The organism is Nonomuraea sp. NPDC049784 (genome assembly GCF_040659615.1).
Classification (GTDB): Bacteria; Actinomycetota; Actinomycetes; order Streptosporangiales; family Streptosporangiaceae; genus Nonomuraea.
Map to the genome: position 1 here is coordinate 20,795 of NZ_JBFAMX010000024.1, position 25,199 is coordinate 45,993.

A 25,199-nucleotide genomic window follows, 5' to 3' on the forward strand; every position below is an offset into this window, starting at 1 on the left:
GGATGACCTTGGGACGCCGCCCGCGCAGCAGTCGTAGGCAGCCGGCGGCCAGCCCCGTGAAGGAGTCCGAAGTCGAGATAGAGGCTGATGCCTGTTTTCGGGTCGAAGTTGATCACAAGCTAACAGAGGGGAAGGCGCAGGACGAACCGAGCGCCTCGGGGGCTGTCTTCGATCTCCAGCGTGCCGCCGTGTGCCTCCGCGATCTGCCGAGCGATCGGCAGGCCCAGCCCGGTGCCCCCGGCGTGCCGGTCGCGGGCGGTGTCGAGCCGGGCGAAGCGCTGGAAGACCAGCTCGCGCTTGCTCGGATCGATGCCCGGCCCGTCATCGATCACCTCCAGCACCGCGACGCCGTGCGGGAAGCGTTGCATGTCACGCTTGGGACTGGGCGAGCGCCGTACGTGGACGGTGATGGTGCTGGCGGCGTGTCGCTCGGCATTGTCGAACAGGTTGGTGAGCAAGCGCGACAGCCGAAATCGGTCGCCTTTCACCACCACACCGGGCTCGGGCGAGTATTCGTACCTCTTGTCCGTCTGAGGTCGCCTCTCGCATTCGGTGGTCACGAGTTCGGCCAGGTCAACCGGCTCGAACTCGACCGGCCCTCCTGCCTCCAGACGCGCGATGGCCAGCAGGTCGCCCACGATCGCCTCGAGCCGGTCCACGCTGCCCAGAACGGTGTTGCCCAGCGTGGGCACGCTCGTCTCCTCGGGCGCGTGCAGAGCGTCCTCGACCTCGGCCCGTATCGCGGCGATCGGGGTACGCAGTTCGTGGGAGGCGTCCGAGGTGAACCGGCGCTGCTGTTGCATTGCGGCCTGCAGGCGGGCCAGTGTCCGGTTGACGCTGTCGGCCAGATCGTGGATTTCATCCTGGCTCGATGGGAGGGGAACCCGGCGATCGGGGGAGGTCTCGGTGATGTTGTCGAGCTCCGCTCGAATGGCGGTCACCGGCCTGAGGGACGCTGCGACGATCCGATGCCCCAGGGCGGTGATGACCACCGCCAGCAAGGCCGCCGCGCCGATCACCGTCGCGGCCAGCCACGGGTCAACAAACGGAGAGATTGTGGGAGAGGCGCTGTAAACGATCCAGTCCTGTCCGGCCCTGTAGGCCGTTTGCGCGACCACAATGTTGCACTGAGCGGGCGGGAAGATTCCACCGCATACGACGTCGGTGGTGATGTGCGTGCGGCCGGGATTGAGGTCGGCCATGGCCGGCTTGCCCCGTAGCTGCGGCGTCGAGGCGACGACCGCACCTTTGTCGTTGACGATCTGCACGTTGCGTTCCCTGTGCGCGACCAGCGGTTTGACCACATCGCTGTGCTCCACCTCATAGACCACACGCCCACCGGCCGCGGTGATCTCACTGATGAGATCTCCTGTGGCATATCGATGGATCATGATCAAGAGCGTCGCGGCCAGGAACGCGGACAGCAGAGCCGCCACCACCCCGGTGAACAGGGTGATACGGGCTTTAATGGACATGTGGTGCCAGGTATTCATGTTCTTCCCCTCATCAGGGAAACACATGAGTGGTAGCACTCCGAGAATGGAAGGGTTCGGTGTTGGCAGCGGCGATCCCAAGGTCCCGCCAAAAACGTTATTCCGAGTCGCTGGTCAGACTTTGTGGTTGTAGGCGCTCCTATGGATCGAAAGGCACACGCGAGGCAAAGAGCGGTCAATTAATCCTTGGTATTCCATGCCCTCCCCGGTGTTTCGTCCGCCGGAAAGTATAAGCACTTATGGAGGTGTATCCCTGACGGGCAAGGGCTCATGGTGGTTGGCCATCGTCTGCGACGAGCCGGACGTGTCGGAGGCTGTGACGCAACGAGGGCCGCGCCGGCCGACGGATCGAGGCGACCGCACCCGGCCGTGCGCCGGACCGGGGAAACAATCCGGAAATCTTCTCTTGACAATCAGCGCGCCCGGGACCACAGTACTAGCCACTTGCTGACTACGTAGTCAGCAGCCTGACTACGTAGTCAGTCCAGGAGCTGTGAATGTCTGAGACAAGGCGCAGACCCCCGGGCAGTACGGATGTCGCCCGACTGGCCGGGGTATCGCAGAAGACCGTCTCGCGCGTCATGAACGACGAGCCGTACGTGAGCGCCGAGATCCGTGAGCGGGTGCTGGCGGCGGCCCGCGAACTCGGCTACCGGCGCAACACCGCCGCCCGCGCGCTCAACCTGGGCCGCTTTCACCGCATCGGGGTGGTCTCGCTCGGCAGCGCACTCTACGGCCCGGCTTCCCAGCTGATCGAGCTGGAACGGCGGGCCAGGGAGATCGGCTACGCGCTCAGCGTGGTCAACACCCTCGAAGGTGACGACAGTGGCGTGGCGAAGGCCGTGGAGTCTCTGCTGGAGCAGGGCGTGGACGGCATCGTGCTGTCCGAGCCGATAGACGTCGGCGAGGAGCTGCGCATAGACCCAGGTGTCCCGATGCTCAGTTTGGGACCGATCGCCGGGCTCGACGAGACACAGATGATCATCAGCAGCCCTTCCAACGTGGACGCGGGCCGGGAGGCCACCGGGCATCTGCTCGGGCTCGGCCACGCCACCGTGTGGCACGTCGCCGGGCCCAGCAGGTGGTGGGCGGCGCGGGACCGCGTGCGCGGCTGGCGCGAGGCGCTGGCTGCCGCGGGCACCCCCGAACCGCCGATGCTCGAGGGCGACTGGTCGCCGGCATCGGGCTACGTCGCGGGACAGATCCTCGCAGCGAATCCGGAGGTCACGGCGGTGTTCGTGGCCAATGACGACATGGCGATCGGTGTGCTGCGCGCCCTGGCCGAGGCAGGCCGCGCGGTACCCGAGCAGGTGAGCGTGGTCGGGATGGATGACATCCCAGCCGCCGCGTACCTGTCACCGCCCCTGACCACCATCCACCAGGACTTCAAGGCGACCATCGTGCACGGCTTGGCATTACTCGTTGAGCGAATCGAGGGTGGCTCCGGCACGGCCGCCCCCAACTCCCCGTCCACGCACCTGGTGGTGCGCCGATCAACGAAACCCCCCGAGGAGAAGACATGACCGTGTCACGCACCCGGTGGCTCGCCACGGCGGCCGCGGCCACCCTGTGCCTCGCCGGCTGCGGCGGCGGAGGCGGCGCAGAGACCCAGCAACCCGCGGGCGGCCGGCCGCCGGCCGCCGTCAGCCAGGCCGACATCGACAAGGCCATGCAGACGCCCACCGAGCTGACGTTCTGGACCTGGGTACCGGACATCCAGAAGGAGGTGGCGCTGTTCCAGAAGAAGTACCCGGCGATCAAGGTGAACGTGGTCAACGCAGGGCAGGGTGTGCCGCAATACACCAAGCTGCGCACGGCGCTGAAGGCGGGCAGCGGTGCGCCGGACGTCGTGCAGGTCGAGTACCAGTACATCCCGACCTTCACCATCACCAACAGCCTGCTCGACCTGCGGCCCTACGGCGCGGAGGCGCTGAAGGACAAGTTCGTGGACTGGACCTGGGGCCAGATCACCGGCAAGAACGGCGAGGTCTGGGCGATCCCGCAGGACACCGGCCCGATGGGCATGCTGTATCGCAAGGACATCTTCGACAAGCACGGCATCCAGCCGCCGAAGACGTGGGACGAGTTCGCGTCCGCGGCCCGCAAGCTGCACGCCGCCGACCCGAACGTCTACATCACCAACCTGGCCCCCAACCAGAACGGAGCGTGGATGGGGCTGCTGTGGCAGGCGGGCGGCAAACCCTTCCGGATGGCGGCTGCCGACCAGATCAGCGTTAACGCTAACAATGAGCCGTCCAAGAAGCTCGCGAGCTACTGGGGCGGGCTGGTCAAGGAGGGCGTCGTCTCGACCGACCCGGACTTCACCGACCAGTGGTACCAGGCGCTCAACAAGGGCAAGTACGCCACCTGGCTGACCGCCGCCTGGGGGCCGGTGTTCTTGTCCACCAGCGCCAAGGACACCAGCGGCAAGTGGCGGGCCGCGCCGCTGCCGCAGTGGGCCGCCGGGGAGAACAAGTCCGGCAACTGGGGCGGCTCCACCAGCGCTGTGATCAAGTCGACGAAGAACCCGATCGCCGCGGCGAAGTTCGCCGAGTTTCTCAACACCGACCCCGAGTCGGCCAAGATGATGGCGACCGAGCAGTTCCTGTTCCCGCCGACCAAGGCGCTGCTGGGCGATGCGGCGTTCGCCGCGCAGAAGCCGGAGTTCTACGGTGGGCAGACCGTCAATCAGGTCTTCGCCGATGTCAGTGACACCGTCTCTGCCGACTTCGGCTGGCCGCCGTTCCTGGATCAGACGGTCAAGGATTGGGACGAGACCGTGGGCAAGGCCCTGGCCGACAAGACCGACCCTGCCGCCGCCCTGGATCAGTGGCAGCAGCGGATCACCACATACGCCGAGGGCCAGGGCTTCAAGGTCGCGAAGTGAGTGTCACGGCAGCGCCGCGAGCCCGCCGGGCGGCGGCCGGATATCTCTTCATCGCGCCGTTCATGGTCGTGTTCGTGGCCATGTTGGTGGTGCCGCTGGCCTACGCCGGCTACCTGAGCCTGTTCAAGCAGCAGCTCATCGGCGGCACCACGTTCGTCGGGCTGGACAACTACGTGCGGGCGCTGACGGATGAGCGGCTGCTCGGCGGCGTGCTGCGGGTGGCCGAGTTCTTCCTCATCCAGGTGCCGCTGATGCTGCTGCTCGGGTTGCTGTTCGCGCTCGCGCTGGACAGCGGCATGCTGTGGCTGTCGCGGTTCATCCGGCTGGGCATCTTCGTGCCGTACGCGGTGCCCAGCGTCGTGGCGGCGCTGATGTGGGGCTACCTGTACGGGCCCGAGTTCGGCCCGATCGCCCAGCTCGCCGGGAGCCTCGGCCTGCCCGCGCCGAAGCTACTCGGCGGCGACCTCATGCTGGGCTCGCTGGCGAACATCGTGACCTGGGAGTTCGCCGGCTACAACATGATCATCCTGTACGCGGCGCTGCGCGCCATCCCCTCCGAGCTGTACGAGGCTGCGGCCGTGGACGGGGCCGGGGCCTGGCGGACCGCGTGGAGTGTGAAGATCCCGGCGCTGCGGCCCGCCTTGATGATGGCCCTGATCTTCTCGGTGATCGGCAGCTTCCAGCTGTTCAACGAGCCGCAGTTGATGCAGCGCCTGGCGCCCAACGTCATCGACAGCGCCTACACCCCCAACCTGTACGCCTACTCGCTGGCCTTCACCAGCCAGGACCTCAACTACGCGGCGGCGGTGTCGTTCTTGCTCGGGCTCGTCATCGTCGTGGTGTCCTACACCGTCCAGCTCGCCCTCACCCGGAGGCGGACATGACCACCACCGCAACGGCGCCCGCCATAAGGACCGCGAGCACCGCGAGCGCCGGGCTCGGCAGGCGGCGCAGCCCTCTTCTGACCCTCGGAATGCTGGCGTTCCTCATCTACTTCCTGCTCCCGCTGTTCTGGCTGCTGGTGGCGTCCACGAAGACCACCGGCGACCTGTTCGCCAGCTTCGGGCTCTGGTTCGGCGACGACTTCGCGCTGCCGGGCAACGTGCGGAACGTGTTCACCGCCGAGAACGGCGTGTACGGCCGATGGCTGCTCAACACCGCCCTCTACTCGGTGGTGAGCGCGGGCGGCGCTGCGCTGCTGTGCGCGTTGGGCGGCTACGGGTTCGCCAAGTTCGGCTTCCGCGGCAACAAGGCGCTCTTCGGCCTGGTGCTGGGGGCCATCATGGTGCCGAGCACTGCGCTGGCCATCCCCACCTACCTGATCTTCGCGGAGATCGGGCTGGTCAACACACCGTGGGCGATCATCCTGCCCTCACTGGTGAACCCGTTCGGTCTCTACCTCATGCGGGTCTACGCCGAGGGCGCGGTGCCCGACAGCATCCTGGAGGCTGCCCGCATCGACGGCGCCGGAGAGTTCCGCATCTTCTGGAAGGTCGTGCTGCGGCTGCTCGCCCCGGGCTTCGTCACGGTGCTGCTGTTCACCCTGGTGGCCACCTGGAACAACTACTTCCTGCCCCTGATCATGCTCAACAACCCGTCGCTGTACCCGGTGACCGTGGGCCTGGCCAACTGGGCCGCGCAGGCCTCGGTCGCCGGTGGCAGCGGCGACGTCATCCCGTTGGTCGTCACCGGCTCGCTGCTGTCGATCATCCCGCTGGTTGTGGCATTCCTGATGCTGCAGCGTTACTGGCAGAGCGGGCTCGCCGCCGGCGGTGTCAAACAATGAATCTCACGGAAGGATCTTTTGTGTCGCGAGTGCTCTTCGGCGCCGCCTACTACCCCGAGTATCACCCCGCCGAGCTGCTGAAGACCGACTTGGACCTGATGGCCGAGGCACGCTTCTCGGTCATCCGGGTGGGCGAGTCGGTCTGGTCCACCTGGGAGCCGGACAACGGCCGCTTTGACCTGGACTGGTTGCAGCCGACGCTGGACGCGGCCCACGAGCGGGGCATCGGGGTCATCTTGGGCACCCCGACGTACGCGGTGCCGCCGTGGCTGGCCCGGCTCTACCCCGAGATCGCCGGCGAGCGGGCCACCGGCCAGCGCATCCCGTGGGGCGCCCGCCAGGAGATGGACTTCACCCATCCGGCGTTCCGCTTCCACGCCGAACGGATCATCCGCAAGGTCGTCGACCGCTACGCCGATCACCCGTCGGTCATCGGCTTCCAGGTGGACAACGAGCCGGGGCTGCACCTCCTGCACAACCACGGCGTCTTTCAGCGCTTCGTCGATTGGCTGCGCTCGAAGTACGGCGATGTGGAGACGCTGAACCGAGAGTGGGGACTGGTCTACTGGTCGCACCGGCTGTCGGACTGGGCCGACCTGTGGACCCCGGACGGCAACGCCCAGCCCCAGTACGAGCAGGCCTGGCGACGCTTCCAGGCCGACCAGGTCACCGAGTTCATCGCCTGGGAGGCCGACATCGTGCGCGAGTACGCGCGGCCCGAGCAGTTCGTCACCACCTGCATCGCCTACGACCGGCCCGGCGTGGCCGACGACGACCTGACCCGGCGGCTGGACGTCACCGCGGGCAACCCGTACTACACGATGCAGGACGGGCTCACCCTGCCGGCCGGCCCGACCAACGGCCAGCACTGGAAGACCCAGGACACGTGGGCGTTCTACCGGGTGGCCGACCGCATGTACTCCTCCCGGCAGGAACCGTTCCTCGTCACCGAGACCAACGCCCAGGCCATCGGGCCGTCGTGGGTCAACCATCCCGCCTACGACGGGCAGTGGCGGCAGGCCGCCTGGGCGCTCGTCTCCCGGGGCGCCTCCATGATCGAGTACTGGCAGTGGCGGACGCTCGTGTTCGGCACCGAGACGTACTGGGGCGGGGTGCTGCCGCACAGCGGCAGACCCGGGCGTACCTACCGGGAGATCGCCCGCATCGGCGCCGAACTGGAGAAGGCAGGCGACGTGGTAGCCGGCCTGACCCCGGACGCCGACGTCGCCATGCTCTACTCCCACCCCAGCAAATGGGCCATGGCTGCCCAGCCGGCGCTGGCGCTCCCCGACGGTGACCCGGACCGACGCTCCTACGAAGCCATCTTCGACGCCTTCTACCGGGGCGCGTTCGAGGCCGGGCTACAGACGCGGGTGCTGCACGCCGCTCAGGCCACGGCCGAGAACCCAGCCGAGATCGCGAGGCGCCGGCCGGTGCTGGTGGCCGCCGGGCTGTACGTGGCCGACGACGCCACCCTCGACTGGCTGACCGCCTACGCCGAGGCCGGCGGCCACCTCGTGTTGGGCCCGCGCACCGCGTATGCCGACCATGAGGCCCGGGCCCGCCGCGACATGCAGCCCGCCCGGCTCGCCGACGCCGCCGGAGCCTGGTACGACGAGTTCAGCAACCTCGACACCGACCTGCCCGTACGGGCGGCGGATGGCTCGCCCCTGGACCTGTCCGACACTGCGGCCGGCACCCGCTGGGCCGACGGCCTGCACGCCGACGGGGCGCAGGTGCTGGCCGGCTACCAGCATCCGCACTTCGGCCAGTTCGCCGCCGTCACCACCCGCACGCATGGCAGGGGCCGCATCACCTACGTCGGCACCGTCCCGAACGCACCGCTAGGCACGGCCCTGTTCCGCTGGCTGGCCCAGGACGCGGGCCCCTGGGGATCGGCGCCGGTCGGCGTCACCTCCACCGGCGCCACCGCCAAGGACGGGCGGCGGCTGCGCTTCCTGCACAACTGGTCCTGGCAGGAGACGGCTGTGGCGGTCCCGGTCGCCGTGCGCGACATCCTGCGCGACACAGCCCACGAGGCGGGCGCGGAACTGCGGCTCGGCCCATGGGACGTACGCGTCCTGCTGGAGACGTAGCAGCGAAGGAACCGCGATGTCCAGCGGACATCCCCGGCAGCCGTAGCCGGTACGCGGCACGAACCCGGTCCCGCCCGGCGGTACGGAATCGCCCTACCGAGCGCCCCACAACAAGCCGTAGCACTACGGCAAGGCCGCACAGGCTTCGCCGTCGTCGGCCCGTCAGCGCCTCGCCGAAAGTCTCGACGAGATGACGAAAGGTGAATCATGATGATCGATATCCGGCACACCCGGCCCGCGCGGGCCACCTTGAACCTCGGGGAGACATCATGACTGCTCGGCCTGCGGGTCGCTTCGGCGTGGTCGGGAGCGGATGGCGTTCGGAGTTCTTCCTGCGGCTGGCCAGGCGGCTTCCCGAGCGGTTGTCGGTGTCGGGCGTGGTCACCCGGACGGCGGAGCGCGGGGCCGAGGTGGAGGCCCGGTGGGGGGTGCCGACGTTCCGCACCGTTGAGGACATGCTGGCCGCGGAGCGCCCGGAGTTCGTCATCCCTTCGGTGCCGTGGCCGGTCACCCCGGAGGTGACCAAAGAGCTGGTCGGGTTCGGCGTCCCCGTGCTGGCGGAGACGCCGCCCGCGGCCGACCTGGACGGGCTGCGTGACCTGTGGTCGGCCGTGGGGTCCAGCGGTCTGGTGCAGGTGGCGGAGCAGTACTTGCACATGCCGGGGCACGTGGCGCGGCTGGCGTTGGTGCGCGAGGGGGTCATCGGGCAGGTGACGTCCGTGCAGATCTCTTCGACGCACCTCTACCACGCGGTGTCGATGATCCGGCACATGCTCGGGGCCGGGTACGAGGACGCGACCGTGCACGCCCGCTCGTTCACCGCCCCGCTCGTGGACCCGCTGTCGAAGGACGGCTGGGTGGGTGAGGCCACGCCCAAGGACGTCGCCACGACGATCGCCACTGTGGAGTTCTCCAGCGGGATGGGCCTGTACGACTTCACCGACAACCAGTGGTGGAACCCGCTCCGAACCCGCCGGATCGTCATCCGGGGGTCGCTGGGGGAGTTGGTGGACGACCGCGTCGTGCGCCTGGCCGACCCCAGGACTCCGGTGGAGTCGCACCTCATACGGCGGCAGACGGGCATCGACCTGAACCTGGAGGGGTTCGACCTGGACCACATCAGCTTCGACGGACGCGTGATCTACCGCAACGAGTATCAGGGAGCGCGCTTCTCCGAGGACGACCTGGCCGTCGTCTCGCTGCTGTGCCACATGGCGGACTGGTGCCGGGGCGAGGCCCCCGAGCCGTACCCGCTGGCCGAGGGGTGCCAGGATCACCTGATCAGCTTGGCGATCGGCGAGTCGCTGCGTACGGGCGCGGGCGTCACGACGGCGCAGGAGGCCTGGGCACGCTAGGCGAACTCGACGACCTGCGATCCTCAGCCGAAATCCGCCGCCACAGGCATGGACAACGAATGCCGCCACGCCGCATAACCGCAGGTCAGCGGTACAGGATCAGCTCATGGCGTCGAGCCGGTTGCGGACCTTGACGAGCAGGTTGCGTGGGAGCGGAGCGTAGCCGTACAGGGAGAGGTAGGACTGGCCGGAGTCGCTGGCGGTGTAGTGCAGGAAGGTGCGTACCAGGGGGTCGGAGGAGGTCGAGCAGGTGATCTCGTAGGTGATCAGGACGATGGGATAGGCGCCTTTGCCTTTGGTTCGGTAGTCGAAGGCCACGACCAGGTCGCCGTTCTTGCCGATGATGCGGGCGTCTTGCAGGGCTTTGGTGGCGCTTTGGGGGGAGAGGGCGACGTATTCGCCGGAGGCGTTGCGGATCTGGGCGGTTTGCAGCCGGACATTGCTGGCGAAGCCGTATTCGACATATCCGAGAGAGCCCTCGGTTTGCGCGATTGCTTGGGTGACGCCGATGGAGCCGGCGACACCTTGGCCGGCGCCGGTCCAGGTGCGTGAGGGCGAGTGTGGCCATCCGCCGGCGGCTTGGAGGTAGGTGGTGAAGTTGTGGGTGGTGCCCGAATCGTCGGAGCGGTGGAAGAGCTGGATGGGGGCGTGTGGCAGGGCCGTTCGCGGGTTGTCCGCGGCGATCTGGGGGGCGTCCCAGGTGGTGATCTGGCCGGTGAAGATGCCGGTCAGGGCGGTGGGGGAGAGTTTGAGGTCCGGTATGGTCGGCAGGTTATAGGCGAGGGCGATGGGGCCGATCACCATGGGCAGGTGTACGGCTCTGCTCCCGCAGCGCCGGTCGGCCAGGGCTTGTTCGGAGGGTCCCATGGCGATGTCGGCGCCGGCGAACGCGGTGGTACCGGTGATGAAGTCGTGGATGCCGGCTCCCGATCCGTTGGGCCGGTAGTTCACCCGCAGTTCGGGGTGGATGCGGTGGAACTCTGCACGCCAGGCGTCCATCGCGCCTTTCTGTGCGGTCGAGCCCGATCCGGAGACCGACGCGGCGACCGGGAAGCTCTTGGGTGCGTCCTCCCTGGGCAACAACGCGGTCCCACTCAGGCCGGCGGCCAGGATGAGGGCGGCGACCAGACCTGAGCCCACGATCCATTTCAAGCAGACCACATTTTTTAATTATATGAACTGGATATATTGAGCACGTTTATCGCCCGTCAAGCTCCCGGGCATAATCGGTCATCGAACCGCAAGCTGGGCCCGCGAGTGCCTTGGTCGCTGATTGACGGTTGGTCCTCGAGGAGGCCTGTCGTTCAGCCGGCGACGGCTCGCTGGGCGATCACCCTGTCGGCCCGCAGCCGTACCAGGTACTCCCCGGGGGCGGCGTTGCGCATGCCGTACTCCTCGGCTCGCTCGTCTCCCATGTATCGCCGGGCGATCTCGATGGCCCACACCAGCATTTCCTCCAGGTCGAGCGAGAGGGTGACATTGCCCTTGATCAGTACGTAGGAGTACGGAGGGACCTGGTCGTCCACGCACAATGCGGCCCGGGGGTCACGGCTCAGGGCCTTGCCCTTGAGGCCGGTCTCGGAGGTGGTGAACACCACTTCGTCTTCGTCGAGCAGGAACCAGACCGGCGTGACGTGCGGCACGCCGTCAGCCGGAGCCACCGCCAGCTTTCCGGTGCGCGTCCCGGTCATGACGAACTGACGCCATTCGGCATCACTCATTCGTTCCATAACGCTACGCTACGCTACATTCCAGATTGTCTTCAGTAGCGGCTCTCCGTGGAGCGGTGGCTGGAGATCATCGACGCCCTGCTGGATGTGGGGCGGCACTCCTTGCACAGCCGGGTTCGGGCGTCCGATATGGTCTATTTTGGTCATGTCTATGCTCGGTCTTGGGGGTCAATGCCGTGCGCGGAAGGCTGCTGATCGTGGCTCTTGTCTTGAGCCTGTCCGGCTGCGGTGTGGTCCCCAGGCTGGTCGCCAGGCCCGCCGATGCGCCCACGCCGACCCCGGTGACCTCACAGGCCACGCCTCCCGCGAGCACCGCCCCCACTCCCTCAGCCACCAGGGCGGCGCTGACCATCCCCCAGGCCAGGCAGGCCATGCAGGAGTGGGTGAGCAAGTACAACGCGACGCTCAAGAGGCGCAAGTGGTGGCGGTCGAACGCCCGGCTCGACGCGCTGTTCGTCGAGGGGGCGCTGCACGAGGGTGTGCTCGAACGCAACCATGAGGACTTCGGGTGGAAGACGGAGCACAAGCCGATCAACCCGGCCGGCCTCCCGACGGTCCTCCTGCCCCGGCCTGAGCGGCAGCCGTCGGTCGGGGACTGGTTCATCGCGCAGGCGACCTACAAGGACACCAAGGGCCATGTCCGCCCGCACGTGCTCGCGTTCTTCCGCTCCCCCGGGCAGTCCTTCAGGCTGGCCGTCGCGACCCCGATCCACTGGGGCCAGCGGATGCCCAAGCCGCTGCTCGACGCCGACGGCTACGTCACCGACATGGACAACTCCATGGCGCGCGCCGTGACCAAGGAGTACCGGAACTTCTGGAACGGCGAGAGGAAGAAGGAGGGCGACTCCGGCTACCGCCTGGCCAAGAACAGCTACAGCCGCAAGGCGTTCCCCGCGGTCAACAAGGGGGCGTACGTCGGGTTCGCCGGCACCGGTTCGGTCTTCGGCTTCCGCACGGCCGACGGGGGCTCGTTCTTCCTGTTCGCCCTGCTCAATGACCCCAAGAGTGTCAACAATGTGCTGAGCGAAGCGCTGCTGGTGCCCAAGGGCAGCACCACCATCCAGGAGCTCGGCGCCAACTGGTTCTCCTAGGCGGCCCGGGCTGGGACAGGGGAGTACGGCAACGGTTTCTGGGCAGATCTGCCGTACCTCAGCGGTGCGGCAGATGGAGGAGGCGGCGAGGTGTGTCGTTTGTTCGGCCTGAGCAGCGCCCCTCAGCGCACGCATGCCACTTTCTGGCTGCTGGAGGCCCCGGACAGTCTGAGGGAGCAGAGCCAACGTGAGCCAGACGGGACCGGATTGGGGTATTTCGATGCCGATGGCACCCCGGAGGTCCACAAGGCGCCCATCGCCGCCTACGAAGACCGGTGCTTCGCCGAAGAGGCCAAGGAGGCGGAATCCACCACCTTCATTGCCCACATCCGTTTTGCGTCCATCGGCGGTCTGGAAGATCGCAACACCCATCCCTTCCTGCAGGACGGGCGGCTTTTCGCCCACAACGGGGTGATCGAGGGCCTGGACGAACTCGACGCGGAGCTGGGAGAGGATCGGGCACTGGTCAAGGGAGACACCGATTCCGAGCGGTTCTTCGCCCTGATCACCCGCGAAACCAGGGCGCTGGGCGGGGACGTCACCGCCGGCGTCCAGCGCGCCGCCCGGTGGATCGCCCGGAATCTACCCGTTTACTCCCTCAATCTGGTCCTCACCGCCCCGGGGGAGCTGTGGGCACTGCGTTACCCCGACACGCACAAGTTGTATGTCCTCCCGCGTTCCGCCGGCGGCCACCACGGTGACCGGCACCTCGACCACACGGGCACTGGCGGCCACATGCGCATTCGTTCCCGGGACCTGTCCGGTGCCCCCGCACTCGTGGTCGCCAGCGAACGTATGGACGACAACCCCTACTGGCGCATCATGGAGCCCGGCGAACTCCTTTACGTCGGGCCAGACCGCAGGACCCACCGGGTCGTCTTGCACGAACAGCCGACGTATCGGCTGAGCCTTACCGACCTGCATCCCAAGGCCGCCGCCTCGCAAACAGAAACCGACGAAATCGGTCGAGCTACGAGTCGGCGCGCGACTTGATGAGCTCACGCCGATATCACCCACAGGCCGCCGGCGATGTGCCGGCGGCCGTTCGGGATTCAGCTGCCCGGGCGAGTGCCGCGATGGTTCAGCGGTGGCCGAAGATCTTCTTGCTGGAGCCGAGACGGAGGAAGACCGTCTCACCGGTCGCGTCGGCCAGGCCGTCGTTGTCGGTCATGGCGTAGACCTGGCCGTCGCCGCCCACGGTCAGCCCTTCGAGCTTCTCCTGGGTCCAGCCGTTCGTCGCGCGCAGGTCGGGGAGCACGTCGTGGGCGAGCTGCTTGGGCAGGACCTGCAGCGGGCCGGACGGGGCGGCCGACTTCGGCATCTCGACCGTGTACACGCGCTTGATCGTGGCGGCAGGGCCGTTCAGCTTGTCCCGCTCGATGAGGGCGAGCTTGTCGCCGACCGCGGTGATCTCGGACAGGCCGATCCAGTCGCCGGAGGTGTCGGTGGTGCCGATCTGGTAGCCGTACCAGCTCCAGGTGCCGGCCTGCACGTCGTAGCGGCCGAGCCGGACGATCCCGGCCGGGTCGCCCTTGACCTCGCGCTGCAGGGTGGCCCAGACGACCTCGCTACCGTTGCCGTCGGTGGTGGCGGTGACGCCTTCGAAGCCCTGCTTGGCCAGGCCCGTGGCGACGTCCGCCGGGAGCGGGACGACTTGCCGGGTCACGCCGTCGTGGTCGAGCCGGACCAGCTTGTTGCCGTCGCCGGTGGCACCCTCGACGGCGAGCCAGAAGCCGCCCTGGGGCCGGGCGAAGATGCCTTCGGCGTCGTAGCCGACCGGCTTGCCGTCGGCGTCCTTGACGGTGAGCGCCTGGGTGATGACCGCCGGCCGGCGCGACGTGTCGATGGTCATGATCTTGGTGACGGAGTACGCCGCGTCGGTGACGGTGTACAGCTCGTGCGGCATGCCGGGGACGGCGGACAGCGCGCCGAGCGCGCCCCAGCCGATCGGCGCGCCGGAGGAGTCCGGGGCCGACACGATGCTCGGGAACGCGGGGGTGCCCTCACCCAACTGGAACAGGCTCACCGAGGCCCGCACGTTGACCGAGGCGTCGTCCTCCTCGCTGGAGACCGCGAGCAGGTCGCGCGACGGGATCGGCAGCAGTCCCTCAGGACCGTTGGTGGTGGCCAGCACCTGGCGGAAGACCGGGGCGGTCGGCCGGCTCAGGTCGTAGACGGCGACGAAGTTGCTCCGTTCGGAGCCGACGAAGGCGTACCGCACACCATGGAAGGTGGCGACGACCACGCCCTCCGGCTCGGTGCCCTTCTTCCCCGCGCGGTCCTCGTTGTGCAGGCCGTAGCGGACGGCGATCCGCTCGAAGCTGTTGCCCGCGTCCCAGGCGACCTTGCCGGTACGGCTGTCGAAGACGGACCAGCCCCGGCTGCCGCCCTTCCAGTCGCCCTCGTTGGCGGTGGCGAGGTAGCGGTCGTCGATCCAGTTGATGGCGTCGGGCTCGCGCCGTACGTCGGTGATCGAGCCCGTCTGGTCGATCACGCCGTCCTTGACGGTGTCGATGCCGTGCACCGTGGCCGTGCCGGCGCTGAAGGCCTTGGTGATCTGGCCCGTCGCTAGGTCCACCAGGACGATGCCGTTGTTCTCCTGCAGCGTCACGGCCAGCTGGTTGCGGCTGTTGACGGAGACGTACTCCGGCTCCGGGTCGGTGGGCTCGACGATTCCGGCATCGGCCAGCACGGGCAGCGCGGTGCCGTCGGGCCGGGTCAGCGGCACGGCCCGGGTGCGCCACTGCTGTGGCGAGGCGCCCTTGAGATCGACGATCTGCACGAAACCGGCCGGGGCCTGGGGCAGGTCGCCCTCCTCGCCCCCGGGCGGGGTCGCTTCCTCGTCGCGCTCGTTCTCGATCGCGATGGCGGCGTACCGCTTGTCCTTGGAGATCGTGATGGAGTCCGGCTGGCCGCCGAGGTCGAAGCTGGTGACCCGCTTGCGGTCGCGCAGCGATATGACGTCGAGCCGCCCCGACGGGGTGGAGTAGCCGGCGCTGGTGTTCACCACGACCAGGACGTACTGGCCGAGGACGGCCACCGAGGTCGGCTCGTCCTCGGCGTCGCCGAGCGCCGCCAGCGACAGCGTGCCGAGCCCGTGCGGGCTGCCGGGCCTGCTGATGTCGAGGAAGCCGATCCGCCGGGCCAGCGCGTCGGTGTAGATCAGGGTCCGGCCGTCCTCGCTGACCGCCGAGATCTCGGCGACGGTCGCCGAGGCCGGGTCCTCACCGGCCGGCCGGTTCTGGAAGACCGGATACGTGGCCGTGCGCTGGAAGGCCGGCGGCTCGTGCGGCTGGTCGGCACTCGCCGGGCTCGCACCGACCAGCGTGCTGGCAGCGACAGCCACGGTCGTCAGCACGGCGTAAGTTCTCTTGGACAGCATCGTCTCCCCGTTACACTCCAACAGGAGACGAATCCTCACATATGCGGACAATCGCCACTCGGCATCCAGGTGAACAGCAGCCGAAGACCTTCGAGCCGCGGTCGGATGGGACGAAGATCTCAAGACGCTGAGGTGATCTCACCGAGTTTCTGATCGGTGGCTCGCGAGAGCCCGGTTCACGCGCCCGTCCAAGCAGAGGACGGGCGACTCGTGCACTTCGGTCCAGCAGGATCTGAGCGACCCGGTGTCAGCGGCGTTCCGGGTCGAGCGTCTGCGTGAAGAGAGCCCCGCCCTCGACGTCTTTGAGGGTGACGGTCAGTTGCTTCGTGCGCGGGTCGATGTCGACCTGGCCGAAGAACTGGTAACCCTCCAGCGGCGAAGTGGATGCCCGCGGCGGCACGGCCTGGAAGACGGCCTCCGGGCCGAAGGTCGCGTCGAGCGCGTTCGGACCGAAAGCGCCTGCGTTGAGCGGACCGGAGACGAACTCCCAGAACGGGTCGAAGTCCTGGTACGCCGCCCGGTCGGGGTGGTAGTGGTGCGCGGCGGTGTAGTGCACATCGGCGGTGAGCCAGACGTGGTTGCGGATGCCGAGACGCTTGATCTGCGTGAGGAGATAGGCGATGTCGAGCTCGCGGCCCAGCGGCGCACCCGGGTCGCCGTTGGACGACGACTCCTGGTTGCTGCCGTCGGGCACGACGAGGCCGATCGGCAGGTCGTTGGCGATCACCTTCCAGGTCGCCTTCGACGCCTTGAGCTCGCGCAGCAGCCACGCGGTCTGCTCCTTGCCGAGCAGGCCGCCGTCGGCGACGGTCTCGCGGTCGGTGGTGTTCGGGTCCTTGTAGGTGCGCATGTCGAGGATGAACAGATCCATCAGCGGCCCGTAGGACAGCTTGCGGTAGACGCGGCCAACCCTGTCCGGCGAGACCGGCGAGACCGGGATGTACTCGTGGAACGCCTGGCGGGCACGGACCGCCAGCGGGTCCACGAGCGTGCCGTCGGGGAACCCGGCGCGCCCGACCAGGACCTCTCCGGGGTACCAGTTGTTGAGCACCTCGTGGTCGTCCCACTGGGCGACGATCGCGGTCTCGGCGAGGAAGGCGCGCCAGTTGTCGGCGAGCAGGTTGTACTTGAACTGGCCGCGGTACTGGTCGAGCGTCTGCGCGACCGCGGTCTTCTCCTCGATCACCAGGTTGCGCCAGATCCGTCCGTCGGGCAGGGTCACGGTCTCGGTAACCGGCCCGTCCGAGTACACGTTGTCACCGGAGGAGAGGAAGAAGTCGGCGTTCGCCGCGCGCATCGCGTCGGCGATCCGGAACCCGCCCAGGTCGGGGTTGACGCCCCAGCCCTGGCCGGCGATGTCGCCGGACCAGATGAAGCGGATCGGGCGGTTGCCGTCGTGCCGGCCCAGGCCCGCGCGGAAGCGGCCGACGAGCGGCTCGCTGCTGCGGTCGTGGTCGTGCTGGTCGATGGCGGTGATCCGGTAGTAGAGGTCGGTGGCGGTGGGCAGGCCGCGCACGTTGATCTGGCCGGTCAGATCCGAGGCGGGGGTGACGGTCGGCCCGGCGACGCTACGCAGGATCCGGCGGAAGGAGGGGTCTGTGGCGATCTCCGCACGCAGACGGGCAGGACGGTCGACGCGGGTCCACAGGGAGACCGAGCCGTCGACGGCGTCGCCGGCCTGGATGCCGTGGGTGAGGACGGGTCGGTTGGCCAGTATCTGCCCGGGGCCGCGGCGGGCGAGGGCAGGAGAGCTGAGTACGGGGGCCAGGGCGAGCCCGACTCCGATGGCGGTCGTGCCTCGGAGCAGCGTGCGGCGGTTGAGCGCGGTCATGCGCAGAGCTTGGTGCGATCCAGACAACACCGGGTAAATCGCCGGGAACCGGGTGCTGAAGCCGGAGCGATCAGCGAGTACGCCGCGGGTGCCGGCACTTGCGATTCGAACACGATGACCATGGCGGCGACCGTTACCCCCGCCGTGACGGTGTGCGCCGCGGCGGGGGCGGCCAGCACCAGTACGAGGGCGGCGACACGGCACAGAACTCGGATCATGCCCGCTCGGCGCCGGCCGCGCTGGACAGAACCGGCTCGGCAGTGACCGCGTTGGGCAGGAACAGCGCCCCGAGCGCCAGCCCGATCAGTCCGGCGACGACCGGCGCGCCGGTCCACAGCTCGGGCACGGTGGGCAGGCCGCCCCCTGTGGCCGAGGCGACCCCGATGTACAGCGACCAGGTGGCGAAGGCCGACAGCCCGGCGAGGGCCCAGTAGGCGGCGCGCCGCTCACCTGACGGTCGCAGCCAGCGGATCAGCAGGTCGCTCACGATCCCGGCGGCCACGAACGACAACAGGATCGGCACGTTGCGGAACCCCGTCTGGGCACCCGGCATGAGCACCATGATCGTGTACATGACGGTCACCGAGCCGAACGGCAACAGCCAGCGGCGCGCCAGGAGCAGCACAGGGCTGAGCATGATGACGTTGGTGACGACCATCGCGACGGCTACGCGTTCGGCGCCCGGGCCCACCGGTACGGGACCGGCGCCCCGCGGCGCGGCAGCCGAGTCCTGCAGCATGGAGAACGCCTGGACGATGCCCCCGGGGCGGTACTGCATGGCGTCGCCGTACGACAGGAACAGTGACACCAGCGTGGCGGCGAACGCGAGCCCGAGCAGCGCAGGCAGCAGGCGGCCGAGCGACGGCCGGGCGCCGACATCGGGGGCGTTCCACGCCGAGCGCAGCGGTGTCGTGATGATGAGCATCATCGTCACGACGAGGCCGAGGTGTGACGGGCTGAAAAAGATGTCAATGGTCGTCTCGATGCCGAGAATGGTGTGCCACATCATGTCGGCGAGTCCGAAGGCGGCGAACGCGGGAATCGCTACCAGCCCGGCGAGGTAACCGGTGGGAACGGCCGCCAGCCCCTGTCGTCCGGCGCGCACGTTGCGCCAAACCTGCCAGATGATCCAGCCGGAGACCACTGCGAAGCCGGAATAGAACACCGCGTGCCATGGAGTGAAGAACGTCTCCAGCTCCGCCAGGTTGCTGTGCGCCCAGGCGTCGATCATTAGTCCGACTCCGAACCAGATTCCGAGCAGCGCCATCACCAGGTCTGTCCTGGGGGACACCCATCCGCGGGGTTCCCCCGTGTCCACCATGAGTCGCCGAATGCCGGCGGCGTCAGATGCCACTTCATGATTCCTTTCCGTCGATCAAATCGATTCATTCAGACGCTGGTGAAGCGGATGAGGTCTCTGCGGGTCCGGCACTGACGTCGTCAACTCGATACAGCGGGTGTCGCGGGTCGTTGTGCCGGCCTCGGTCCGCTGAGCGCAGCTGCTGCCGATGCCTGCTGAGCTGGGCCGATCAGGCTGTTTCGGCGCTGAGGGTCTGTGCCACGGGCCGGCGGGCCGCAAAGCGTGCGGGCAGGGCGGTGAGTGCCGCTGTCGCCAGGAGGGTCGCGAGGGCGGCGCCGAGCAGCCAGGAGGAGGGGGGCTCCGCCGAATTCCTGGCGGCGAAGAGCGAGAGCAGGCCGACGCCCAGAGGGACGCCGATGACGGCGCCGGGCAGGCTTGGCAGGAGCTGGGCGGTGGACAGTCCCGCGGTGATCTGTCCGGGGGTGGCGCCGAGTGTACGTGCGATAGCCATATTCGCCCGGGCCTCTATGGCTGTGGTCCAGGTGAGCGTGATGGTGTTCACGGTGGCGAGTGCGATCAGCAGGATGGTGACGGCGAGCATCAGCTGGCGGTCGTGCTCGCCCCGCAGGTTGGGCAGGGTGGAGGAGCCATCCAGGCCGTAGCCCCTCTCCGGCTGGGCGTAGAGGGTCAGCAGGGCGACGATCGCGATCACTGTGGTGGCGGTGGAGCACGCCTGCAGCACGGCGCGGCCCGGCCGGCGGGCGGTCAGCCGCAGCCCGAGCAGCAGCGGCGTGGGCAGCAGCGCGGACAGCGCGGTGAGCCAGGGGCGGTGGCGGGGCTGGTGCGCGGTGGCGGCCAGCGCGGTGACGGTTGCGGTGCGCATGGCCCGTAGCGTGGGACGCAGCGTGGACAGCACCGCCACCGCCACGGCCAGGACGGTCGCCGTGGCAATGGTGGCGCCGGTCAGCCCGGCGGCGTCGCCGATCCGGCTGGCGGTGGGGCTGGCGATGGTGGGCACGGTCAGGCGGGCGATCACCAGCCCCAGTACGTCGGCGACCAGCGCCAGGGCCAGGTATTCGGTGAGCAGGACGGCGGCGATCAGGCCGGGGGTGGCGCCGACGGCCTTGAGCAGCCCGGCCCGGCGCGTCTGCTCGGCGGCGCGTCCCGCTGCCAGCGCGGCCACACCGGTGATGGCCAGAAAGCTGAGCAGCCAGCTGCCGACGACCAGGATCGGCTGGCTGTTCTTGAGGATGACCATGTCCTGCTCGGCCGCGAACTGCCAGGAGTGGAAGTTCACCCTGGTGGTGGAGATGTCATGGCCTTCGATGAAGGCCTCGGTCGCGGCGGGGTCGCGCAGCTTGAGGTCCAGGGCCATGGTCACCGGGAGATCTCGGGACGATGCCAGTGTCCGGGCATCTGATCGGGTCATCCAGGCCAGGCCGGTGTAGTCGCTGGGGCCGCCGCCCGGGCCGATCTGCGCCGCCCAGGGGTAGATGGAGGTGGCCGCGGTGACGGCGATCCCGACGACGGGGTACGACCGGCCGGCGATGGTGACGTGGTCTCCGACGCCGATGCCCAGCGCGGTGGCGAAGCCGCGTTCGAGGACCGTGCCGCCCGGGCGTACCCAACCGCCCGAGGTCACCAGCGGCCGGTTGAGCGTCCCGGGCGTCTCGGCGAAGCCGTGCACCACCACTGGGGACGAGGTGGAATCGCGCGTGGTGAGGTCGGCGTAGACGATGCGATAGGGGCCATGGTGGGCGATTACTTCGGGAGCGTTCGCCAGCGAGGCCAGGGCCGAGGTCACGGCGGGGCCCGGGTCGCCGGAGAGTGCCACCACGTCCGGCCCGGCGGTGGCCGCGCGGGTCTGCTCATACAGCGCCTCGCTCACGCCGCGCAGGGACAGGCCCAGTGCCATTGTGGCGGTGGCCACGGTCACCGCGAGCAGGAGCATCGCGGCCTGGACCTGGTGCCGGCGCACGTCAGCCAGCACCAGACGGACGACGAGCACGATGGAGCCCATGACGTTCAGCCCTCCAGCCCGATCAGCCCGCCGAGCCGCCCAGTGCCGGTGCCGGCCAGCCGCATGTCGTCGACGAACATCCCGTCGCGCATCGAGACCAGCCGGTCCGCGCTGGCCGCCACCCGCTCATCGTGCGTGACGATCACGAGGGTCTGCCCCGCCGAACGCAACTCCTCGAAGATCCTCAGCACATCGAGGGTCGCCGCGGTATCCAGGTTGCCGGTCGGCTCGTCGGCCAGGACGACCAGCGGCTCGTTGACCAGCGCGCGGGCGATCGCGACCCGCTGACGCTGCCCGCCGGACAGCTGCGACGGCAGATGCCGGGCACGGCCGGCGAGCCCGACCCGTTCCAGCAGCAGGCTCGCGCGCCGCCTGGCCTCACGCCGCGAGCGCCCGGCCAGCAGCACGGGCAGCTCCACGTTCTCGGCTGCCGACAGCTCCTCCACCAGATGGAAGGCCTGGAAGACAAACCCCACCGACCGGCGCCGCAGCCGCGCCAGAGCCCGCTCGCTCAGGGTGTCGACGCGCCGCCCGGCCAGCCACACCTCCCCGCCGGTGGGCCGCTCCAGGCCACCCAGCAGGTGCAGCAGGGTCGATTTGCCGCAGCCGCTGGGCCCCATCACCGCCAGCATCTGTCCCTGCGGCACCTCCAGGTCGACCTCGTCGACCGCGCGGATGCGGCTCTGCCCCTGACCATGCTCCTTCACCAGGCCGCGGACCCCAACCACAGCACTCGACTCGTTCATGCATCCTCAGCTTTGTCATCGACCTTGGACCAGGCTCGCTCGCAGGCCTCCAACCAGCGCAGGCCCGCCTGCAGCCGCAGCACGACCCCTTCCAGCAGCAGGCCGGCGGCCGATCCCGCCGGCTCGGCCAGCGCCGCGTGCTGCGCCTCACGCAAGCGGCGCAGCAACTCACGGCGCTGCGCCGCCACGAGCTCTACCGGGTCGGCCAGCCGGGCGGCGGCAGCAGCGACGAGCTTGAGATGAAACTCCGCCAGGTCCGGTTTCGGCCAGCCCACCTCGGCCAGCCAGGCGGCCACCCGCTGCTGCCCGGCCGGCGTCAGCGCATAGACCTTGCGCTCCGGCCGCTCAGGCAGGCCATCCGCCCGCTCGCAGACAACGAGCCCCGCCTTCTCCAACCGGGCCAACGTCACATAGATCTGACCGGGGTTCATCGACTGGCCCAGCGGGCCGAGACTCTGCTGCAGCCGAGCACGCAAGTGATACCCGTGCGACGGTTCTTTGGCGAGCATCGCCAGCACTGCGTCTTGCACTCCACACCCCCTAACGGCTAGCTAATAGTTAGCGGTTATCTATGCGGGGTGTCAAAACGCTACGCCTGGCGATCTCCTGTACTGGCCCGCCAGTAGCTGATGCATGGAGGGAAAGGCAAAGGCAGCGGGACGGACCGGTCGACCTGTCCGGCGAGGACGGTGAGCCCGCGTGGAAGGGCCCCACGGATCGTCTCCTGCGCTACGGTGCGTCTTGTTCCGTACTCGTGTGCGCGGCGGTGAGGTCCTGGCATGGACGGCGGACGGGCACAGATCATCGAGCGGGGTGTGCTGACCGCCCCCGATGAGACATGCCAGGCCGAGGTAATCGGCCGGCTGGCCGTCCAAGCTCGGGTGCGGCTGGCGGCTGCGGACGCGGCGGCCGTCGAGCTGGGGATCTCGCGGCGCCGGGTGTACGTGCTGCTGCGCCGGTGGTGTGCGGGCGAGGGCGTCGAGGAACCGCCCACCGCCACATAAGCGGTGACGCCGACGAGGCGCACGTAAGGAAGAATCTCGCGGCCGTAAGACTCGATCACGCGGCCGACCTGGGTCTTTCCGGTGTTCCCTGAGTCATCAGCGCGCTGGTTACAACGGTCGTGGATCGAGCAGAACGGGTAGACGGGTCCAGTTCGAGCGGTCCCAACGCACTTATCGAGGAGGCGAAGTGTCTGGCCGGCCACGGATGACGCTGACAGCTACTGTGCTCGACTCAGCCGACGCCGCGCAATTAGCGGGCTTCTATCAGCGGTTGCTCGGGTGGGAGGTGCGGCAGGAGGAGCCGGACTGGGTGGAGATCTGCCCGCCGCACGGCGGGGCCGGGCTGTCGTTCCAAACCGAGGGGGCCTACGTCAGGCCGGTGTGGCCGGCCGGTCCCAGCGAACCACCGATGATGATGCATCTCGACATCGAGGTGGACGACCTCAAGACCGCCGGTGAGCACGCGATCGCCACCGGGGCGACCCTCGCGGACTACCAGCCCCAAGACGACGTCCGCGTCTACCTCGACCCGGACGGTCACCCGTTCTGCCTGTATACGCCGTAGCCGGCGCGCCCAGTCAGTTCCCAGCCTGTCACACCGGCTTCGACACCGAGTTCGATTGCGGCCTCTGTGGAGTGCGCCTGACCGCGATCGGATCCGCCAGCACGTTGCGTGACGCGTTCAGCGACATGCAGATCATACGGGAGCTGGCCGACACCGCGCAGGACTACACGGAGCTGCGGGCGCGGGTACTGCTGCTCGGCGGGTCGAAGAGCCCGGCGTACTTTTCCGTCGCGCTGGACAAACTCGCGGCCGTTCTCCCCCACGCGCGGAGGATGACCCTCACGGGTCTCGGGCACTCGGGGCCGGAGAACGACGGAGACCCCGTCGTCGTCGCCCAGGCTCTACGCGACTTCTTCGACGAACAGTGAAGAAGTGGACCCAGCCGCGTCTCTCCCGGCTACGCCAACCGCGGCCAACGCCTTGATCACCGCGTGACGACACGGTGCGATCGGCCGGTTACTCCTCATTCGCTCGGCGTGCGGCCCTGCGAGGCGACGCGCTGAATGGCCTGGACGGCGATCTCGGGCTGGTCGAGGTAGATGTAGTGCCCGCTGTTCTTGGCGGTGCTCAGCTTGCTGCGGCGGGACAGGCCGAGCCACTTGCGCTGGCCTGCGGACCACGCCTGCTCCAGGCGCGGCCCGTACGTGGGGATGGCCGCGAGGTACTGCTTGCCGTGCTGGATCACCTCGACCGGGATGTTGCCGGCGGAACGGACCTTGCCGTCGGTGATGACGAGCTTCTCCGGGTTCTGCCCCTGGAAGATCGCGAGGTTCTGGGCGCGCACCTCGGCCGCCGGGCCCTTGGCGGAGGCGGGGATCGTCCTGGAGATGTCGGCGACCATGGTCGAGGGTGTGGCGTCCATCAGGACCAGACCCTTGACCCTGTCCCGATGGTCGGGGGCGTACCTGGCGGCGATGAGCCCGCCCAGCGAGTGCCCGGCCAGGACGACCGGGCCGTCACCGGCGATCCGGTCGAGCACCCCGGTGAGGATCTTGCCGGTGCTGGAGAGGTCCTGCGGGCCGTCCGGCTGGTCGCTGGCGCCCGCGCCGAGCCGGTCGTAGGAGCAGACCCGGTGCTGCTTGCTCAGCGTCTTCTGGAGGGCGGCCAGCTTGTCCAGCCCGTCACCTGCTCCGTGCATCAGGATGATGACCGGCTGGCCCTTCGCCGGGTCGCCGGAACAGGACACGTTCACCGACCGGCCCGCGACCTTGATCTTCTCGGTCCCGGAGATCGGGGCGGCATCGGCTGTCCGTGTGGCGGGGGCGAGGGGGTCCCAGTTCTCCATCGCGTCGCCGTCGCAGCCGGCGACCCCCGCACCGAGCGCGGTGCAGCACAGCGCGGCCGCAACGGATGTCTTGATCTTGCGGAGCATGAGGTCCTCCAGTGAGGGAGTCGACGCCGGGGTGATGCGCACGGCGGTGTAGCGGGAAAGCGGACAGCGCGCCATGGCTGCGCCGTAACGCTACGGATCGGGCGGTCTGGAATCGTCCCCGCACGGTGGACATTCGCGGGTAGCTCGCGCGGGGGACAAACGCGGTCTGCCGGACAGGGCCGCGATCGCCACGCTCTGACGTCCGGTGCGTACGCCGCGGCGGCGGCGTACGACGAATCGCATGCGCGCCTGTCCCCCGTGCGAGCTACCCGCGAATGTCCGCCGTGCGGGGACGATTCCAGACCGCCGAATCCCTAGCGTTCTCGACGTAGCCGCGGCGCTCCGGCCGCGGAACCTCACAAAGGAGTCGTCATGCGGTTGTTGAAACAGCTCGTGCCTGTCGCGGTGGTCGCTTTCGTCGGCAGCATGGGCGTGGGTGCCGTACAGGGGAACGCGCTTCTCACCCTGCTCCTCGGCGTCGCGACGGCCGTGCTCACGATCTTCGTGTACGCCCGCGTGGTGCGGTGGTCCGAGCGCCGCG

21 protein-coding genes are annotated in these 25,199 nt (G+C 68.7%); 11 read left to right on the forward strand and 10 right to left on the reverse strand.

Features of this window, described 5'->3' with window-relative positions; all coding sequences use genetic code 11:
* Positions 1 to 119 precede the first annotated feature (119 nt).
* Positions 120 to 1,574: a HAMP domain-containing sensor histidine kinase gene (locus AB0J09_RS08940; protein ID WP_360687449.1), complete on the reverse strand. Its 1,455-nt coding sequence runs from the start codon at positions 1,572 to 1,574 to the stop codon at positions 120 to 122.
* Positions 1,575 to 1,990: 416 nt separating this feature from the next.
* Here AB0J09_RS08940 and AB0J09_RS08945 point away from each other — a divergent pair, with 416 nt between their 5' ends.
* The 6 genes from AB0J09_RS08945 (at position 1,991) to AB0J09_RS08970 (ending at position 9,617) form a co-directional block, all read left to right on the forward strand.
* On the forward strand, positions 1,991 to 3,016 hold the full coding sequence (locus AB0J09_RS08945) for a LacI family DNA-binding transcriptional regulator (protein WP_360687452.1): 1,026 nt from the start codon (positions 1,991 to 1,993) through the stop codon (positions 3,014 to 3,016).
* Positions 3,013 to 4,380, forward strand: coding sequence for a sugar ABC transporter substrate-binding protein (locus AB0J09_RS08950; protein ID WP_360687455.1), 1,368 nt, complete (start codon positions 3,013 to 3,015; stop codon positions 4,378 to 4,380). Before AB0J09_RS08945 ends, AB0J09_RS08950 begins: the two co-directional genes overlap by 4 nt.
* Positions 4,377 to 5,264, forward strand: a complete 888-nt coding sequence (locus tag AB0J09_RS08955; RefSeq protein WP_360687458.1) for a sugar ABC transporter permease — start codon at positions 4,377 to 4,379, stop codon at positions 5,262 to 5,264. The genes AB0J09_RS08950 and AB0J09_RS08955 overlap by 4 nt, the downstream gene beginning before the upstream one ends.
* Positions 5,261 to 6,166 (forward strand): carbohydrate ABC transporter permease, encoded by a 906-nt coding sequence (locus AB0J09_RS08960; RefSeq protein ID WP_360687461.1) that lies wholly within the window; start codon positions 5,261 to 5,263, stop codon positions 6,164 to 6,166. The genes AB0J09_RS08955 and AB0J09_RS08960 overlap by 4 nt, the downstream gene beginning before the upstream one ends.
* A 20-nt stretch (positions 6,167 to 6,186) precedes the next feature.
* Positions 6,187 to 8,262 carry a beta-galactosidase gene (locus tag AB0J09_RS08965; RefSeq protein ID WP_360687463.1) on the forward strand — a complete coding sequence of 692 codons (2,076 nt, stop codon included), beginning with the start codon at positions 6,187 to 6,189 and terminating at the stop codon, positions 8,260 to 8,262.
* A 269-nt stretch (positions 8,263 to 8,531) separates the two neighbouring features.
* Positions 8,532 to 9,617, forward strand: coding sequence for a Gfo/Idh/MocA family oxidoreductase (locus AB0J09_RS08970; protein WP_360687466.1), 1,086 nt, complete (start codon positions 8,532 to 8,534; stop codon positions 9,615 to 9,617).
* 99 nt (positions 9,618 to 9,716) lie between these two features.
* On the opposite strand, the gene pstS is transcribed toward AB0J09_RS08970, so the two are convergent.
* Both pstS and AB0J09_RS08980 read right to left on the reverse strand, forming a co-directional pair.
* On the reverse strand, positions 9,717 to 10,769 hold the full coding sequence (gene pstS / locus AB0J09_RS08975; RefSeq protein WP_360687469.1) for a phosphate ABC transporter substrate-binding protein PstS: 1,053 nt from the start codon (positions 10,767 to 10,769) through the stop codon (positions 9,717 to 9,719).
* A gap of 152 nt (positions 10,770 to 10,921) precedes the next feature.
* Positions 10,922 to 11,338 (reverse strand): PPOX class F420-dependent oxidoreductase, encoded by a 417-nt coding sequence (locus AB0J09_RS08980; protein WP_360687472.1) that lies wholly within the window; start codon positions 11,336 to 11,338, stop codon positions 10,922 to 10,924.
* A 206-nt stretch (positions 11,339 to 11,544) separates the two neighbouring features.
* Between AB0J09_RS08980 and AB0J09_RS08985 the strand changes: the two genes are divergently transcribed.
* Together AB0J09_RS08985 and AB0J09_RS08990 are read left to right on the forward strand one after the other, a co-directional pair.
* Positions 11,545 to 12,438: a hypothetical protein gene (locus AB0J09_RS08985; RefSeq protein WP_360687475.1), complete on the forward strand. Its 894-nt coding sequence runs from the start codon at positions 11,545 to 11,547 to the stop codon at positions 12,436 to 12,438.
* Positions 12,439 to 12,528: 90 nt separating this feature from the next.
* Positions 12,529 to 13,431: a class II glutamine amidotransferase gene (locus AB0J09_RS08990; protein ID WP_360687478.1), complete on the forward strand. Its 903-nt coding sequence runs from the start codon at positions 12,529 to 12,531 to the stop codon at positions 13,429 to 13,431.
* A gap of 88 nt (positions 13,432 to 13,519) precedes the next feature.
* Here the strand turns inward: AB0J09_RS08990 and AB0J09_RS08995 are convergent, their stop codons facing one another.
* The 6 genes from AB0J09_RS08995 to AB0J09_RS09020 form a co-directional block, all read right to left on the reverse strand.
* Positions 13,520 to 15,820, reverse strand: a complete 2,301-nt coding sequence (locus AB0J09_RS08995; protein ID WP_360687481.1) for an esterase-like activity of phytase family protein — start codon at positions 15,818 to 15,820, stop codon at positions 13,520 to 13,522.
* A gap of 247 nt (positions 15,821 to 16,067) precedes the next feature.
* The gene (locus AB0J09_RS09000) at positions 16,068 to 17,651 is read right to left on the reverse strand and encodes an alkaline phosphatase D family protein (protein WP_360687484.1); all 1,584 of its coding nucleotides are present in this window, start codon (positions 17,649 to 17,651) and stop codon (positions 16,068 to 16,070) included.
* Positions 17,652 to 17,865: 214 nt separating this feature from the next.
* Positions 17,866 to 19,005 carry a hypothetical protein gene (locus AB0J09_RS09005; protein ID WP_360687487.1) on the reverse strand — a complete coding sequence of 380 codons (1,140 nt, stop codon included), beginning with the start codon at positions 19,003 to 19,005 and terminating at the stop codon, positions 17,866 to 17,868.
* A gap of 175 nt (positions 19,006 to 19,180) precedes the next feature.
* A complete protein-coding gene (locus AB0J09_RS09010; protein WP_360687490.1) occupies positions 19,181 to 20,971 on the reverse strand; it encodes an FtsX-like permease family protein in 1,791 nt (596 codons plus the stop codon).
* Between the two features lie 5 nt (positions 20,972 to 20,976).
* Positions 20,977 to 21,717 (reverse strand): ABC transporter ATP-binding protein, encoded by a 741-nt coding sequence (locus AB0J09_RS09015; RefSeq protein ID WP_360687493.1) that lies wholly within the window; start codon positions 21,715 to 21,717, stop codon positions 20,977 to 20,979.
* Positions 21,714 to 22,226 carry a PadR family transcriptional regulator gene (locus AB0J09_RS09020; protein ID WP_360687508.1) on the reverse strand — a complete coding sequence of 171 codons (513 nt, stop codon included), beginning with the start codon at positions 22,224 to 22,226 and terminating at the stop codon, positions 21,714 to 21,716. Before AB0J09_RS09020 ends, AB0J09_RS09015 begins: the two co-directional genes overlap by 4 nt.
* A gap of 270 nt (positions 22,227 to 22,496) precedes the next feature.
* Here AB0J09_RS09020 and AB0J09_RS09025 point away from each other — a divergent pair, with 270 nt between their 5' ends.
* The 3 genes from AB0J09_RS09025 to AB0J09_RS09035 all read left to right on the forward strand — a co-directional run bounded on the left by AB0J09_RS09025 (position 22,497) and on the right by AB0J09_RS09035 (position 23,654).
* Positions 22,497 to 22,721, forward strand: a complete 225-nt coding sequence (locus AB0J09_RS09025; RefSeq protein WP_360687496.1) for a hypothetical protein — start codon at positions 22,497 to 22,499, stop codon at positions 22,719 to 22,721.
* 187 nt (positions 22,722 to 22,908) lie between these two features.
* Positions 22,909 to 23,286 (forward strand): VOC family protein, encoded by a 378-nt coding sequence (locus AB0J09_RS09030; protein ID WP_360687499.1) that lies wholly within the window; start codon positions 22,909 to 22,911, stop codon positions 23,284 to 23,286.
* A 71-nt stretch (positions 23,287 to 23,357) separates the two neighbouring features.
* A complete protein-coding gene (locus AB0J09_RS09035; protein WP_360687501.1) occupies positions 23,358 to 23,654 on the forward strand; it encodes a hypothetical protein in 297 nt (98 codons plus the stop codon).
* A gap of 95 nt (positions 23,655 to 23,749) precedes the next feature.
* Here AB0J09_RS09035 and AB0J09_RS09040 read toward each other — a convergent pair whose 3' ends face one another.
* A complete protein-coding gene (locus AB0J09_RS09040) occupies positions 23,750 to 24,733 on the reverse strand; it encodes an alpha/beta hydrolase (protein WP_360687505.1) in 984 nt (327 codons plus the stop codon).
* Between the last annotated feature and the right edge of the window lie 466 nt (positions 24,734 to 25,199).